At 72.1% G+C, this 15,207-nt stretch carries 11 protein-coding genes; 3 read left to right on the top strand and 8 right to left on the bottom strand.

Features of this window, described 5'->3' with window-relative positions:
* Window positions 1-127: 127 nt before the first annotated feature.
* Window positions 128-1,081, bottom strand: a complete 954-nt coding sequence (locus WMF43_RS42525) for an acetyl-CoA carboxylase carboxyltransferase subunit alpha (RefSeq protein ID WP_437673754.1) — start codon at window positions 1,079-1,081, stop codon at window positions 128-130.
* 126 nt (window positions 1,082-1,207) lie between these two features.
* The gene (locus tag WMF43_RS42530; protein WP_437673756.1) at window positions 1,208-3,118 is read right to left on the bottom strand and encodes an adenylate/guanylate cyclase domain-containing protein; all 1,911 of its coding nucleotides are present in this window, start codon (window positions 3,116-3,118) and stop codon (window positions 1,208-1,210) included.
* Between the two features lie 272 nt (window positions 3,119-3,390).
* Between WMF43_RS42530 and glpK the strand changes: the two genes are divergently transcribed.
* Both glpK and WMF43_RS42540 read left to right on the top strand, forming a co-directional pair.
* Window positions 3,391-4,902, top strand: coding sequence for a glycerol kinase GlpK (glpK, locus tag WMF43_RS42535; RefSeq protein ID WP_437673758.1), 1,512 nt, complete (start codon window positions 3,391-3,393; stop codon window positions 4,900-4,902).
* 300 nt (window positions 4,903-5,202) lie between these two features.
* Entirely contained in the window at window positions 5,203-5,991 is a 789-nt protein-coding gene (locus WMF43_RS42540) for a UPF0158 family protein (RefSeq protein WP_437673759.1), read from the top strand.
* A 93-nt stretch (window positions 5,992-6,084) separates the two neighbouring features.
* Here WMF43_RS42540 and WMF43_RS42545 read toward each other — a convergent pair whose 3' ends face one another.
* From WMF43_RS42545 to WMF43_RS42555, 3 genes are all read right to left on the bottom strand, one after another.
* On the bottom strand, window positions 6,085-7,413 hold the full coding sequence (locus WMF43_RS42545; RefSeq protein ID WP_437673761.1) for a carbohydrate porin: 1,329 nt from the start codon (window positions 7,411-7,413) through the stop codon (window positions 6,085-6,087).
* 1,117 nt (window positions 7,414-8,530) lie between these two features.
* Window positions 8,531-9,820: a serine hydrolase domain-containing protein gene (locus WMF43_RS42550; protein WP_437673763.1), complete on the bottom strand. Its 1,290-nt coding sequence runs from the start codon at window positions 9,818-9,820 to the stop codon at window positions 8,531-8,533.
* Window positions 9,821-10,694: 874 nt separating this feature from the next.
* Window positions 10,695-11,420, bottom strand: a complete 726-nt coding sequence (locus tag WMF43_RS42555) for a hypothetical protein (protein ID WP_437673765.1) — start codon at window positions 11,418-11,420, stop codon at window positions 10,695-10,697.
* A 96-nt stretch (window positions 11,421-11,516) separates the two neighbouring features.
* Here WMF43_RS42555 and WMF43_RS42560 point away from each other — a divergent pair, with 96 nt between their 5' ends.
* Window positions 11,517-11,993, top strand: coding sequence for a nitrate reductase associated protein (locus WMF43_RS42560; RefSeq protein WP_437673767.1), 477 nt, complete (start codon window positions 11,517-11,519; stop codon window positions 11,991-11,993).
* Between the two features lie 24 nt (window positions 11,994-12,017).
* On the opposite strand, the gene WMF43_RS42565 is transcribed toward WMF43_RS42560, so the two are convergent.
* From WMF43_RS42565 to folP, 3 genes are read right to left on the bottom strand one after another with little or no spacing between them, the layout of a single operon-like run.
* On the bottom strand, window positions 12,018-12,956 hold the full coding sequence (locus WMF43_RS42565; RefSeq protein WP_437673769.1) for a CdaR family protein: 939 nt from the start codon (window positions 12,954-12,956) through the stop codon (window positions 12,018-12,020).
* Window positions 12,953-14,254 (bottom strand): diadenylate cyclase CdaA, encoded by a 1,302-nt coding sequence (gene cdaA / locus WMF43_RS42570; RefSeq protein ID WP_437673771.1) that lies wholly within the window; start codon window positions 14,252-14,254, stop codon window positions 12,953-12,955. Before cdaA ends, WMF43_RS42565 begins: the two co-directional genes overlap by 4 nt.
* Entirely contained in the window at window positions 14,247-15,206 is a 960-nt protein-coding gene (gene folP, locus WMF43_RS42575) for a dihydropteroate synthase (protein WP_437673773.1), read from the bottom strand. Before folP ends, cdaA begins: the two co-directional genes overlap by 8 nt.
* Window position 15,207 lies beyond the last annotated feature (1 nt).

Raw genomic sequence — 15,207 nt, forward strand, 5'->3', positions numbered from 1 at the left:
CGCCGAGCTGCGGTCACCCGCACAGGAGACGGGCCCAGATCGGCGTTTTCGGCGCGCAAGCGCACTCCTGTGCGCTGAGCACCGAAAACGCCGAGGTGGGCCCGTATCCGAAGCGGGTGCCCGCAGCTCAGCCGACGAAGGAGCCGAGGCTACGGAACCGACGGTAGCGGTCGTCGACGAGCTCCTCCGGGCCGAGCGCGTCCATCGAGGTGAGCGTCGCCCAGAGCGCCTTGTCGAGCCGCACCGCGGCCTCGTCGTGGTCCTGGTGCGCGCCGCCGGTCGGCTCCTCGACGATCGCGTCGACGACCCCGAGCTGCAGGAGGTCCGGCGCGGTGATCTTGAGCCGCGCCGCCGCCTCGTCCGCGCGGGACCCGTCCTTCCAGAGGATGGCCGCGCAGCCCTCCGGTGAGATGACGGAGTAGCAGCTGAACTCGAGCACCAGCACCCGGTTGGCGACGCCGAGCGCCAGCGCGCCGCCCGAGCCCCCCTCCCCGATGACGGTCGCCACGATCGGCACGCCGACCCGCGCCATCGACGCGAGCGCGGCGCCGATCGCCTCGCTCTGGCCGCGCTCCTCGGCGCCGATGCCCGGGTACGCCCCCATCGTGTCGATGAACGTGAGGATCGGCAGCCCGAACCGGTCCGCCATCTCGTAGAGGCGGATCGCCTTCCGGTAGCCCTCGGGGTGCGGCATCCCGAAGTTGCGCTTCACGTTCTCCTTCGCGCCGCGCCCCTTCTGGTGGCCCACCACCACCACGCTCCGCCCGTGGTAGGTCGCGAGCCCGCCGACGATGGAGCAGTCGTCGGCGAAGCGCCGGTCGCCCTTCAGCTCGACCCAGTCGGTGAAGAGCCGCTTCACGTAGTCGAGCGTGTACGGCCGGTTCGCGTGGCGCGACAGCAGGACCTTCTGCATCGGCGTGAGGCCGGCGAAGATCTCGCGCGCCAGCCGGCCGGTGTTGTCCTCGAGCTGGGCGAGCTCCGGCTCGAAGCGCGGATCGGCGGCGGCGAGCGCGCGCAGCTCCCGCACCTTCTCGATCAGCTCTGCGACGGGTTTCTCAAAGGGTAGAATGGAAGCAGCCACGGCGCGGACCCTAACGCCGCCGCGCGCGGACGGCTACGCCGGTGTTTTGACGCACCGCACGCACTTCCGCGCGCGCTTCACGAGCCGCAGCGCGCCGGCGCGGGGCCGGGCGCCGCGGCGCTCGGCTCATTCAGGCCGGGCGTTCGTGGGCTCGGCGTGGAACGGGGCGTTCGCCGGGACCTGCGCCGCCGGCCGGCTCCGGAGCACGTTGAACACCCGGAGCGGCTTCTCCTTGCCCTTCACCCGCGCGGGCTGGAGCTCCTCGGTCTCGAACTTGCCCCCGAGCTGCGCGTACGTGGCCTCGCTGATCACGATCTGACCGGCGAGCGCGATCGAACAGAGCCGCGCCGACGTGTTCGCCACGTCGCCGATCACCGTGTAGCTGAGCGCCTTCGAGCTCCCGATGTACCCGGCGACGAGCGGCCCGGTGTGGATCCCGACGCCGACCGCGAGCGGGAGCTCCCCCATCAGGAGCCGCTCGCGGTTGAACTCGCCGAGCACCTCGCCCATCTTCAGCGCGCACTCCACGCTGCGGACCGCGTCGTCGCGGTGGGTGACCGGCGCGCCCCAGAGCGCCATGATCCCGTCGCCCATGAACTTGTCGAGCGTGCCCTCGAACTGGAAGATCGTGTCGACCATCCGCTCGAAGTACTTGTTCAGCATGTCGACGAGCTCTTCCGGCTTCTTGTCCTCGCTCATCCGGGTGAACCCGCGGATGTCGCTGTTGAAGACCGTGCACTCCTCGACGAGCTGACCGCCCTGCTTCACCTCGAGCTGGCCGCTCAGGACGCGCTCGGCGATGTTCGGCGAGAGCAGCCGGCGCAGCTGCTCGCGCGTCACGATCTCGTTCTCGATCTTCTTCCCGAGGATGTTGATCTCGATGAACATCGCCGCCTGGTAGGCGATCGCGGTCACGAGCTCGAGGTCCTTGGGCTGGAACTGCGCGAGCGTCTCCGAGTCGAGCCAGAGCACCCCGAGCACCTCGTTGTTGTGCTGCAGCGGGGCGACGAGCGGCGCGACGATGGCCGAGCTGATCCGGTTCAGGATCATGCTCTTGCCCTTCGACGCCGCGAAGTCCATCGCCGCGTCGTGGGTCAGCACCGCGGCGCGCTCCTGCACGACGTGGTTCAGGATCGTCGAGGACACGCTGATCGGCGCGGTCGTGCCGTCGCGCCGCTGCATCGCCTGCGGCGTGAGCTCGCCGCCGTCGTTGCGCAGGAAGATCACGCCGCGGTCGGCGCGGATGAACTTGAAGACGCTCGTCAGGATCTTCTCGAGCAGCTTCGTCGTGTCGCGCTCGGCGGCGATCTCGCGGGACAGCTCGTGCGACAGGCGCAGCCGCTCATAGTCGGCGCGCAGCTGGTTCATGTCGTTCGCGATGCGATCGAACGCCAGGAACCCCTTGTCGACCGCGGCGATCTGCGTCCCGATCTGCCGGGCCTGATCGTTCACGTCGATGCGCGTGCCCTGCGCGACGTACGAGCCGCCGTGCGCGCCCGGGCGCCCCGGCAGCGGCGCGGTCCCGCCCGGGCCGGCGGCGAGCGGCGGCGGCGGCACGACCGGCGGCGGCGGCTGCCGCGTCGGGCCCGCGGGCGGCGGCGCCGGCGTGCCCGGGAGCGGCCCAGGGTGCTGCGAGCGCGGGTACGGGGGCTGCTGCGGCGCCGGGTACCCGTGCACCACCGGCGCCTGCTGCGCGACAGGCGGGTTCACCATGGGGGGCCAGCCCGGGACCGGCGCCGGCACGGCCGCGGCGCCCGGATCGTCGAAGCGGCCGCGCGTGGATCCCAGCGCGATCTCGTCCCCGTGCCGCAGCGGCGCTTCGCCCCGGACACGCTCGCTGTTGATGAACGTGCCGTTCAGGCTCCCGAGATCGCGCAGGACGAAGTGGTCGCCCCGCTGCTCGATGATGCAGTGCTCCTTCGAGACGATCTTGTCGAGCAGCTGGATGGAGTTGTTCGGGTGGCGCCCCAGCGAGTTCACGGGCCGGAGCTCGATCGCCTGCTGGCCCTCGGCGGTCTGCAGGATGAGGCGGGCCATCGGTTCTGGGAGATTACCCAGCCCGGCACGGCCCGACAATCTTTCCGGCCGGGGTCATGGAGCGGCAGCGGTCCAGCGCGCTCGGCGCGGCGCCGCGCGCCCCACCGGCAGCTTCCTCCTTCTGCAGCAGGCGCACGGCCGGGCCGGTCTGCGCCCCGGCCGTCACCTCGGTCTATACTGAACATAATATCAGGCATCCGGATCCGGGCAGCCATGTGGGCGCGCTGCCTGGTTCGGCTTTGCGCGCCCGGGCCGCCGCGTTAGTCGGCCGCATGGACTCCGCGTACCTCCTCGCCATCGATCAGGGCACCACCGGCACAACAACCCTCCTCATGGACACGGCGGGCGCGACGCTGGGCCGCGCCACGCGCGAGTTCCGCCAGCATTTCCCGGAGCCCGGCCTCGTCGAGCACGACCCGGAGGAGATCTGGCAGAGCGTTCAGGACGCCGTGCGCGAGACCCTCAACGCGGCCTCGGTGGGCGGCGACGCGATCAAGGCGATCGGCATCACGAACCAGCGCGAGACGACGATCGTGTGGGAGCGCGCGACGGGCCGACCGATCCACCGGGCGATCGTGTGGCAGGACCGCCGGACCGCGGCGCGCTGCGCCGAGCTGCGCGCCGCGGGGCACGAGCAGGCGGTCGAGGAGACGACCGGGCTCGTGCTCGATCCGTACTTCAGCGGCACGAAGCTCGCGTGGATCCTCGACCACGTGCCGGGCGCGCGCGCGCGCGCCGAGCGCGGCGAGCTGTGCTTCGGCACGGTCGACAGCTTCCTCGTGTGGCGCCTCTCGGGCGACGCGGCCGGCGGCGCGCCGGTGCACGCGACCGACGTCACCAACGCGTCGCGCACGCTGCTCATGCGCCTCGGCACGCTCGGCTGGGACGACGCGATGCTCTCGCTGCTCCAGATCCCGCGCCCCGTCCTGCCGGAGATCGTCGCCTCCGCGGGCCGCATCGCGGCGACTCGCCGCTTCCCCCACCTGCCCGACGGCATCCCGATCGCCGGCATCGCGGGCGACCAGCAGGCCGCGCTCTTCGGCCAGGCCTGCTTCGCGACGGGCGACGCCAAGTGCACGTATGGCACCGGCGCGTTCGCGCTCGCCAACATCGGCGATCGCCCGATCCGGAGCCGCTACGGCCTGCTCACCTCCGTGGGCTGGCAGATCGGCTCGGAGGTGGTCTTTGTGCTCGAGGGGAGCGCCTTTATCGCGGGCGCAGCGGTGCAGTGGCTCCGGGACGGGCTCGGCCTGATCAAGAGCGCGGCGGAGATCGAGGCGCTCGCCCGCAGCGTGCCGTCGAGCGAGGGCGTCACGTTCGTCCCCGCGCTCTCCGGCCTCGGCGCGCCCTACTGGGACCCGGACGCGCGCGGGCTGATCTCGGGCGTCACCCGCGGCACGACCGCGGCGCACCTCGCCCGGGCGACGCTCGAGGGGATTGCGCTCTCGGTGACGGATCTCGTGGAGGCCATGGCCGACGACCTGGGCCACCCGCTGCGCCGCATGCGCGTGGACGGCGGCGCCGCGGCGAACGACCTGCTCATGCAGTTCCAGGCGGATGTGGCGAACGTCGCTATCGAGCGGCCCGCGGACCTGGAGACAACCGCCCGCGGCGCGGCAATGCTCGCCGGCGTCGGGGCCGGGCTGTTCCGTACGAAGGAGGAGTCGTCCCGCATGTCCCGTGTCGGGCAGACCTTCCAGGTCGCGATGAGCGACGCGGAGCGGTCCGCCCACCGGCGCCGCTGGGCGGACGCCGTCGCCCGGACGCGCTCGGAGCGCCGGTGAGAACGCGCTGATTCCTCTGAATTTCCAACGTGTTTTCCGCTTGAGCCGCGGTCTCCGGAAGGTCGCTCCGCGCGGCCGCCGGCCTGCCCGCGCGCGGGGCGGGCCGAGGGCTGCGCGGCGGCCGAACGGGCTTCCGGATCACGGAATCAACCCTAGGTTGCGAGAGTTAGGCCCAAAAGTCCCCAACCAGCGTAGAGTCCTATGACGACGGCGCAATTCCGTTCAAACTTGGTGCACTTGAACCGAGGCGTGCGGCCAGCCCACCGCCGCCTCGCTGCTTTCGATGGAGACGAGGAGGACATGCCGACTACCGAGAATGCTTCAGCCGGCGGGACGGCCGTTCGCGACATCCCGATCGACTGGGAGGCGCTGGAGGACGCCTTCGAGAACAACGCCCCAGAGGTGCACTCGTACCTGCACCTCGGCACGGGCGACGTGCTGCGTGTGGTAGATGGCGTGGCCGACCCGCAGATGCACGCCCGGATCGCGGCCGATGCCAACTACCTCCGGATCGATCCCGTGAGCTCGCGCGAGCAGTACCGGTGGATGGAGCGCTACATCCCTATGGTGGAAGACATGGAGCTCCAGGCGAAGCTCAGCCAGGCGATCGACGGCAAGGGCGCGTTCCGGCGCTTCAAAGACGTGTTGATGTCCTACGGGCCGGAGCGGGAGCGCTGGTTCGCCTTCCGGAGCGAGCGGCTGCGGATCTTCATGGAGGCGTGGCTGAGCGCGCACGCGCTGAACCCGGTCCCCCGGCCGCTGTGGGTGCCGGAGGTGCCGGCGCGCCCGGAGACGCCGGCGGCGGCGCCCGCCGTCGAGCCGCCGCCGCGCGAGCGCGAGCGCGAGGAGGTGCGGGAGCCTCGCCGCGGCAAGAGCGTGGAGAGCCTGCGCAAGAACCTCCGGGACATCGCCGAGGCGCTCGGCCCGCGGGATCTCGACACGCTGACGGCGTTCGCGGAGTTCCTGAAGACGCGGCGCGCGGCGCGCTCGTTCGCGAGCCACTACGCGGAGACGCCGGCGACGTCCGACGAGGAGGCGGGGCCAGCCTCGCAGGAGATCGCGAGCGAGTCGCGCAGCGACACGGCGTGACGGCGCGCCCCGCCGGCGCCGCGATCGCGGCGCCGGGGTGCGCTGGCCTTGGTTGAAGCGGAGGGGAGCGGCGGACCGGATCGCCGCGTCGGTCTAGAAGTACCAGTCGGTGCGCGCGCCGATGTAGTGGCCGACGTTCGAGCCGGAGCCGGTCCTCTGGAGGTACCCGGACAGCTGGGCGTTCTTCGCCACGTCGTTGTAGAAGGCCGCGGTGTAGATAAGCTTGAAGTGCGGCCGCGCGCCGGTGCTCAGCTCGCCGGTCGGCACGAGGGTCGGGACGACGGAGACCTTGACCGCGGTCGCCAGCTCGCCCTCGCCGGCCTTCAGGCCCTGGAACGAGGCCTCGACGACGGGGTGGAAGTTCTTGTGCGCGAAGATCGCCGCGTTCGCCTGGACCGAGAAGTCCATCGCGTTCTCGACGCTCGTGGGGACGGCGGCGCCCTCGGCCTCGTACGCGGCCTTCGCGTAGTGGAACGTGGCGAGGCCTTCCAGGGCGGCGACGTCGCCGATCCGGAAGCCGACGTGCTCGACGGCCTCGACGGCGAACGAGCCCGCGTAGGTGCCCTCGTCGTTCGGGGCGCCCCAGGTCGCGTACGTCTTCCCGCCGCCCATGGCGCCGTTGGCGATGCCGGTGCCGAAGCGCACGGCCGTGTCGCTCCAGTTGCCCTGGCCGAGCCCGAGGTGGAGCTTCGCGCCGATGACGCCGCCGATGTCGCCCGGAGCGCGCTCCTCGAGGTCCGGCCCCTGCTTCGCGGCCGGGAGGTGGTGGAACTCGCCGTGCACCTTGACGTGGTGCTTGGCCTCGCCCCCGAACTCGAACTTGTAGTTGCCCGCGAAGATCGTCCGGTTCCTCCGGACCTCGGCCGTGCCCGTGTCCGGGTTGGCCGGGTCGGCGGCGAAGACGTAGCCGGGGGCCGCCGTCTGCACGGCCCCGTCATACCTCGGCTTGCAGCACGTGTGCCCGATGATGGCGAGGTTCAGGTTCTCGTACTTGATGCCGCCGCCCTGGCCGCTGAGGTCGTCGAGGTAGAAGTAGTCGCCGATGGGCGCGTACTGCTCGCGGAAGAACCGCGCGCCGCCCCAGACGCTGAGGCCGGGGACGAGGAAGTTGCCGGCCTCGATGTAGGCCTGGTTGAACTCGACCTCGATGGTGTCGCCGCCGTTCGACGACGGCTGCATGAAGGAGCCGTGCGTCGGCCAGATGGCGAAGGTCATCTCGGACTTCACGAAGAAGTCGTTCGGCGTCGCGCCCTTCACCACGTGCGCGACGAACGACGGCTCGGAGTAGTCGCCCTCTTCGTAGCGGCCGCCGATGCCGAACCCGAGCAGGTTCATCGACGCCCCCTGGACGCTCTGCCCGTAGACCGACCACGCCATGCCGAGGCGGGAGTACCAGTGCCACTCGAAGTTCTCGCTTCCCACGGCGTGCGCGGACTTCGGCGCCGCCGTGAGGCAGAAGGCGGAGACGGATACCAGTCCGAGGGCTCGGACTGCGGCGCGCCGACCCGCGAGTCGCTTGCTGGGAACCGACGACCTGTCTCTCTTAAGTGATGTCATCGAACGACGCTCCTATCCAAATGTGCTGGAGTGCTTCTTTAGAGGTGGGGTGACTTGGCTAGAGGGCCGAGCGCGCTTTTACGGCAGCGGCAAAGAGAATCTAAGGACGGCTCTGTGGGGAAGAGCCTCCCGCCGCCACACACGCCCGGCTTGCGGGGGGCACAGTTAACAGGAACGTTCTGTTCATGTCAAAGGTCTCCGAAGCACCCACAGAAGATTGTTGCCTTCTGCGGTGCGTCATTGTTAAGTAGATGAAATTGCTCGCGATCGCCGCGAATTTTGGCATCAGTCTTCGCCTCCGGGCCAGGGGTGGCGCCCGTCTTGACGCGACGCGCCAAAACCAGCTCGTGCAGGTGAAGTGCTGCCACAAGAATCCGCATGCCCGCCGCGCATCGCCGAGAGTGGGGCGCGCGGCGCGGCGTGGCTGGGACTCGAGAGGTCCCCATCGCGCCTGGAACGGCGCGGCGCCTCGCGGGAATGCGCGCGCACTCGGCCGCGGAGGAAACCCAGCAGGCGCCGGGGCGAACTGTTTCGGGACCCCGAACTCTGTTTTTCAGTCCACGTCCGAGCACGGTATCGGCGCGGTGTCCGCCCTCGTCCAGGAGAGCGCATGGCGCGACCTCGCGCCTCGCGCGCACGAGCTCCATTGAAGCGCGCGGTCTCCCCAGCGCGCCGCGCCCCGGCGCGCCTCGCGGCTCCGCCGCCGGAGGTGGACGTTCGACGTGCTCCCGGCACGGTCTGCGCGACGACGCATCGCGTCACAACAGCGCAACGCTCGGCGCGGTATCTGAACGGGTGAATCTCGACTGCGCAGCAACGCAGGTGGACGCGTCTTGGTCCAGGAAACGCGTTACGCGGCTGCTCGGCGGCACACCGCATGTGCCTCGCCGCGGCGAGGCCGGGCGCCCGGGGAAAGGCACGCTCGCGGAGGTGCAAAGCACGTTGGTGCCGCGCCGTGACCGCCGGCGCCCTCGCTGGGCGCTCAGCAATCGTCGGCGACCGCGCCCACCACGCCGTCGAAGAACTCCACGACGCCGATGCTGTCGAGCATGCGGTTCCAGCCGGGCTCGTCGAGCGGATCCGGCAGCCCGTGGTTCGTCAAGAGGACGCCGAAGAGCTCACGCGCCGGGTCGATCCACACGAACGTGCCGGTCCCGCCCGCCTTGCCGAAGGATCCGGGCGACAGCCGCATTCCGCCGTGCGAGAAGCGCGGCGTCCACATCTCCCAGCCGAGCCCCTTCGGCGCGAGCAGCAGGTTGTTGAGGGGCGAGGTGTCCGTCGCCGCGGCGGAGATCTGAGGAGTCTGGTTCTGCACCATCTTGGAGACGGACCCGGGCGAGAGCACCCGCGCGCCGCCGTAGCTGCCCCGGTTCAGGATCATCTGGCAGAAGATCGCGATGTCCATGGCCGTCGAGAACACGCCGTCGCAGCCCGTGACGCCGCCGAGATCGAAGTCGTGCTCGTCCTGCACCTCGCCGCGCACGAGGCGGCCGCGGCGGCTCGAGTGGCCGGTCGCCGCGACGCGCGGCGCGAGCGACGCCGGCGGGGTGTACATCGTGTCGTGCATGCCGAGCGGCCCCCAGACGTGGGCTTGCGCGAAGCTGTGGAGGTCGGCGCCGGAGACGGCCTCGACGAGCCGGCCCAGCAGGCGGTAGGTGAGATCGCTGTAGAGCACGGAGGTGCCCGGCGTGTACTCGAGCGGCGTCTCGGCCATGAGCCGCCAAGCCTTGTCGGCGCTCGCGTCCTCGGGCGGCGGGTTGTCCACGGGGAGCCCCGCCGTGTACCGGAGCATGTCGAGGACGGTGACGCCGGCCTTCCCGTTCGCGGCGAAGTGCGGCAGGTAGGACGCGACCTTGTCCGAGAGCTCGAGCTTCCCCTGCTGCGCGAGCACCAGGACCGAGGCCGCGGTCGCCAGCACCTTCGTGATGGACAGGACATCGAACATCGTGTCGAGCGTGACCGGATCGGTGCAGCCGGCGACCTTGTTGCCGAACGCGCGGTGCCCCACGACGACGCCCCGCCGCGCGACGAGCGCGGTGGCGCCGGGGAAGAGGCCGTCGTTCACGCGGCGCTGCACGCGCGCGAAGACGTCCTCGACCCGCTCCGAGTACATGCCCACGACCTCGGGCAGGCCGGCGGCGAGCACGGCCTCTGTGGTCGCGCTGGCGGACGAGCTGCGCAGCGCCGCGGGCGCGACCGCGGTGAGCGTCACGGCGCCGCCGATTCCCCGCAATAGATGCCGTCGATTGAACGAACGTCCTTCAGTGTCCATGTGAATAACTCCTTGCGAGGTCTGTTCACGATGCCTGTCGTCGGTGCCGCCGCGGGACGAGCGCACTCTCTCGTACCCGTCTGCTCCGGGGCCGGAGCGGCGCGGCCGCTGCACGGAGGAGCTCGAGCGCTCCGGGCGCGGCCGGGCTTGTGGTTCGTGTCCTCTGCAGAGCGGGGTCGCGTCGAGACCTCGCCGCCCGCGCGCCGCCGATGGGCGCACACGGTCGCCGGCAGCGCGCTGAGCTGCTCCGCTCGGACCTCCTCGGGAGGGCTCCCTCGGATTACCGGCGATCCGGGATCATCCTGTGGCGAAGGCCGCGCGCGACGCCGCTGGCAGCCCGACGCGCCTGGGCCGCCGCGCGCCGGCCGGGCGCGCGCGCGCCTCCGAGCGGCCCACGAGGCAGCGCCCCGTGCTCTCTCCCCTTGCCGTTGAAACGCGTCCTCCAACGCCGAGCGCCGGCATGTGACCCCGGCGATCAACCCATCCGGATACGGCGCACTGGACCCCCCTCCCGCGCGACACCGCGGGAGCGCCCGCGCTCCAAGTCGCCTGGAATGAACACCAGGCAACGCTGCAGTATTGCGTAGTCGTCCTTCGATATCAAGAGTCAGAATGTGCCAGTCGTTTCATTCAGGTCAGGCTGGGCTGACCGAAGCGGCTGACCGAAGTGCCGGCGCCGCAGAGGGCGCCTTGGTGATGTGGCGGCGCAGCGTCGCGCGGCGCTCATGGCGTTTGCCCTGTCTTCCGGAGCTGGCGTCTCTCGGGCGCGCGCGCGCCGCTGCTCTCGGGCGCGCGCGCGCCGCTGCTCTCGGGCGCGCGCGCGCCGCTGCTCTCGGGCGCGCGCGCGCCGCTGCTCTCGGGCGCGCGCGTGTGCTCACTCCGCGGGCAGGATGGTCAGGGTCACCCGAGCGCGCGCGTTCTGGTAGTACGTGATGAGCGCCTGGGAGAGCCGCTGCCCCACGTACCAGCGCTTCAGCGCGGGGGCGACGTCCTCGTACCGCTGCCCCTTGAACGGCGTGGCGCCCGAGCGCAGGACGAGCCTGAGCTCGAAGTCGCTGGGCTCGAGCATCGGCGTGACCATGCGGTCGAGGTACAGGCTCGCGCGCGCCTGGCGGCGCAGGAGTGCGTCGAGCTCATCGGAGCTGATCCCCTCCGCGGCCGCCGCGGCGAGGAGGCGCGCGCGGCCGCGCGCGCGCTGCTCCAGCGAGATCCGGGCCGCCTCGGCCCGCTGCGCCACCTCGGTGGACGTGGGCGCGGGCGAGATCGGAAGGCTGGCGAGCAGCGTCTCGGCGATGTGATGGTCGAGCGCGGCGCGGATGTGCCGATCGCGGTAGAGCCCCGGCTCGGCGTCGGGATCCGCGAGCGCCTCGACGCGCGCCTCGAAGGCGAGCTCGCGCTCGAAGATGAACTGCGGGCGGCGCACGCCGCCCGTCTCCGGCGCGTGCCAGCGCACCACGACGCGATCGAGCCGCACCGGAGCCGACGGCGCGCTCGGCGGCGCGCCCGGCGCCTCCTGGCCGCGCGCGACGCCGGGCTCGCCCGCGAGGAGCGCGGACGCGAGCAGCGCGGTCGGCGTGACGAGGAGCCCGGAGCGGCGCACGGCGCCAGGCTAACGCAACGGCGCCGCGCGTCCCAGGCGCAACCTCGGCGCGCGGCCCGGCTCGCGTCCCCGCCGGCGCGCGGCTATACCGGGGGCATGTACAGGCGCTTCGCGCTCGAGGGCGACGTGCACGCCGCGCTCGACCTCGTGCCGCTGGCCGCGCGGCGCAAGCTGGATCTCGCCGGGCTCAAGCTCTCGCTCGCGGGGTGGCAGGCGCTGTCGCGCGCCGAGCGGCTCGCGCTGTGCCACCTGCCGGCCGATACGGACGAGGACGTCGCGGTGTACGCCGAGGTGCTCCGCGGCTTCGCGGACCGCGCCGGCGTCGCCCTCGCCCCGCTCGCCGACGCGCCCGCGCGCGGCGACTGGGCCGCGGAGGTGGTGGGCGCGCGGCTGCGCGACCGGCTCGGCCCGGACGGCACGCCCGACGACGGCGCGCTCGGCCGGCTGACCGACGAGGAGCGGTACGCGCTCTTCAAGCTCGCCGATCCGAGGCGCGGGCCCGAGAAGCTGCGCGCGCTGCTCCACGAGCTCGGGCTGTCCCGGGGCGCCGGCGGCGAGGCGCCGCCCGGCTGAGCGACGCGCCACGCGCGCCTGCGCTCACCACTTCAGGAGCACCCTCGGCGGGTTCACCTCGGCGGTCACCCGCGGGACGTCGACCAGCACGTCCAGGTACGTGCTGCCCGGCTGGCTCAGATCCAGGTTCGCCGCCTTGGGCTCGACGCGCGCCATGATCGCCTCCGGCACGACGGCGTTCACGTCCTCGGGCGTGCCGGTGATCCTCACCTGCACGAACTCCGGCTGGGTCGCGAGGCGCGGCATGCCGACGACCTCGACCTTGCGATCGAAGGTCCGCGTGGCGAGCTCGCGCCCGATCTCGAGCGTCGCCATCACGCTGTCGGCGTCGTACTCCACGAGGCTCGGAGGCCGGTCGAGGGCCAGGTTCCGCTGGTAGGTGCCCTCCGTGAGCCCGTTGATGTCGAACGGCGCGGTGCGCGCGAGCTGGATCGTCTCGACGATGGACTTCGGGCCGCGGGCTTTGACCGACGGCGGCTCGATCGAGACCATCCCCTTCACGAGGAACCCCTGCGCGGCGTCCCCGGTGCGCGGCACCTGCACCGGGATCGACCGATCGACGACGTCGTCCCAGCGCAGATCGATCATCGGCGGGTAGATCTGCTCGACCGTGAGCCCCGCGGGGACGTGGAAACTCTCGGCGTTGAGCTCGATGCGCGTCTTCGTGCCGTCCCGGAGGTCGAGCTGCAGCGTGCCGAGGTCGTCGGCGCGGAGGTCGTCGAGCTGGGTCCGGGAGCCCCGCACCGTCACCGAGACGACGTCCGGGATCTGCGTCATGAGCTGCCGGTTGCGCGACTCGGGCGGGATGACCGAGACGACGCGGAGCGAGAACGTGCGCTGCGCGTTCTCCGCCCCGTGGATGAAGGCGTAGAGGCACAGCGCGAAGGCCAGCGAGAGGAGCTTGAGGCCGAGGTTGTCGAGCAGCGCCGAGCGGAGCGCCTCGCGGAGGGCGGCGAGCGTCATGGTTCATCCCGCGGGGGCGTCCCCTCCGCGCTCCCCTTGGTGACGGCCGCGCTCGCGGCCTGGCCGGTCGGCACGAACGTGCGCTGCGACGGGACCGGGGAATCGGTCGCGGCCGCGGCGGAGAGGTCGACCACGGCGTGCCGGCTGGACGACGGGCGGTCGCCGTCCTGCGCGGGCGTCGGCGAGGGCACGGGCGCGCGGAGGTCGGCGCTGGACGCCGCCGGGGCGCGCGCCTCGGCGCCCGAGCGCATCGGCGTGGACGTCGACATCCTCCCCACCGGCCGCGCCTCGGCGTCGCCCGGCCCCTTCATCATCGAGGGCGTCTTCGCGATCGGCGCCGCGGGCTTGCCCTCGATCGGCGCGGGCTTGGCGGCGGCGGGCTTGGCCGGCTCGTGGCCCGGCCCGCCCGCGCCCACCGGCGCGGCGCGCGCCGGCGAGGACGGCGTCGGCGTCGGCGCCGGGAGGCTCGCGCGGCCGGCGGAGGCCACCTTCTTCGCGAAGCGCCGCCGCCGCGACGTCCGCCCGAACAGGCCGAGCAGCGCGTGTCGGAGCGACTGGCCGTCGAGGTTCGAGACGATGTTGCCGCTGAAGCAGAAGCTGATCGTGCCGCGCTCCTCGCTGACCACGACGACCACGGCGTCGGTCTCCTCGGTGATCCCGAGCGCGGCGCGGTGCCGGGAGCCGAGGCTCGCGTCGAGGATCTTCGTCTCCGGCATCGGGAAGAAGATGCCGGCGCGCGCGATCTTGAGGTCGCGGATGAGCACCGCGCCGTCGTGAAGTTTGTTCACCGACTCGGGCACGAACAGGGACACGAGCAGCTCCCGGGTCACGACCGAGTCGATGTGGATCCCGTCGCTCTTCACGAACTCGAGCACGTTCGCGTCCTGCTCGAAGGCGATGATCGCGCCCATGCGGTGGCGGGCGAGCTCGGTCGCGGCCGCGACCACCTCGTCGATGACGCGCGACTGCTGCTCGCGCCCCCTCGTGAACCAGTTGCTGCCGCCGACGCGGATGAGGGCGCGGCGGATGTCGTTCTGGAAGACGACGACGACGATGAGGATGATCGACGAGAGCAGCCACGAGAGCAGGTTCAGGAGCGTGGTCAGGCCGAAGACCTTCGCCCCGAGGTAGATGAGGAAGACGATGCCGAGGCCGAGGCCCATCTGCATCGCGCGGGTGCCGCGCAGGACGAGCAGCGAGCGGTAGACGACGTAGGCGACGATGAAGATGTCGAGCAGGTCCCTCAGGATCTGCGTCGCCGGCCGGGCCGAGAAGAGGCGGTAGAACCCCTCAGTCATCGCCGCGCGCCCCCTGGGCGTGGGGAGCGCCGGCGCGCCGCGGCCGGCCGTCGATGAACGGCGGCGACGGTGGCGGCGCCGGGCCGGCGCGCTCGATCGCGCGCATCACGTCGAGCGCCTGCCGCACGGCGCCCACGTCGTGGACGCGCACCGCCGCGGCGCCGCGCGCGACGCACGCGAGCGCGGCCGCGATCGTGCCGCCGAGGCGCGCCTCGGGCGGCGCGAGCTCCGGCGCGGCGCCCGCGTGCTCGCCCCGCGCCGAGGCCTCGGCGGCCGCGGCGCGCGCGAGGAACGACTTGCGGCTCGGGCCGACGAGCACCGGGAAGCCGAGGGCGCAGAGCTCGTCGAGCCGGGCGCAGAGCTCGAGCGACTGCCGCGCGTTCTTCGCGAAGCCGAGGCCCGGATCGAGGACGAGCTCGCCCCGCGGCAGGCCCGCGGCGAGCGCCCGCTCGGCGGCGGCCAACCACTCGCGCGCCACGTCGGCGACGACGTCGCCGTAGGCGTCGTCCGGGTACGCGGAGAAGCCGGCCATCGCCGACATCGGGCCGCGGCTGTGCATGAGCACGAGCGACGCCCCGCGGCGCGCGCACAGCGCGCCGAGCTCGGCCGCGCTGTCGAGCGAGATGGTGTTGACCACCGCCGCGCCGTCGTCGAGCGCGCGCGCCGCGACGGCCGGCGAGGTCGTGTCGATGGAGACGACGGCGCCCCGACGCGCGGCGTCGCGCACGCTGCCGCCGATGCGCGCGATCTGCTCGTCGTCCGGCACCGGCTGCGCGCCCGGCCGCGTCGATTCCGAGCCGATGTCGATCATGTCCGCCCCTTCGGAGAGCATCGCATCGATCTGCGCGAGCGCCGCGCCTTCCTCCGCGAAGCGACCGCCGTCGGAGAACGAGTCCGGCGTGCGGTTCAGGACCCCCATGATCACCACGCTCCTGCGGCGTTCAAGCAGCATC

It is taken from the genome of Sorangium sp. So ce131 (assembly GCF_051519095.1).
Taxonomy (GTDB): Bacteria; Myxococcota_A; Polyangia; order Polyangiales; family Polyangiaceae; genus Sorangium.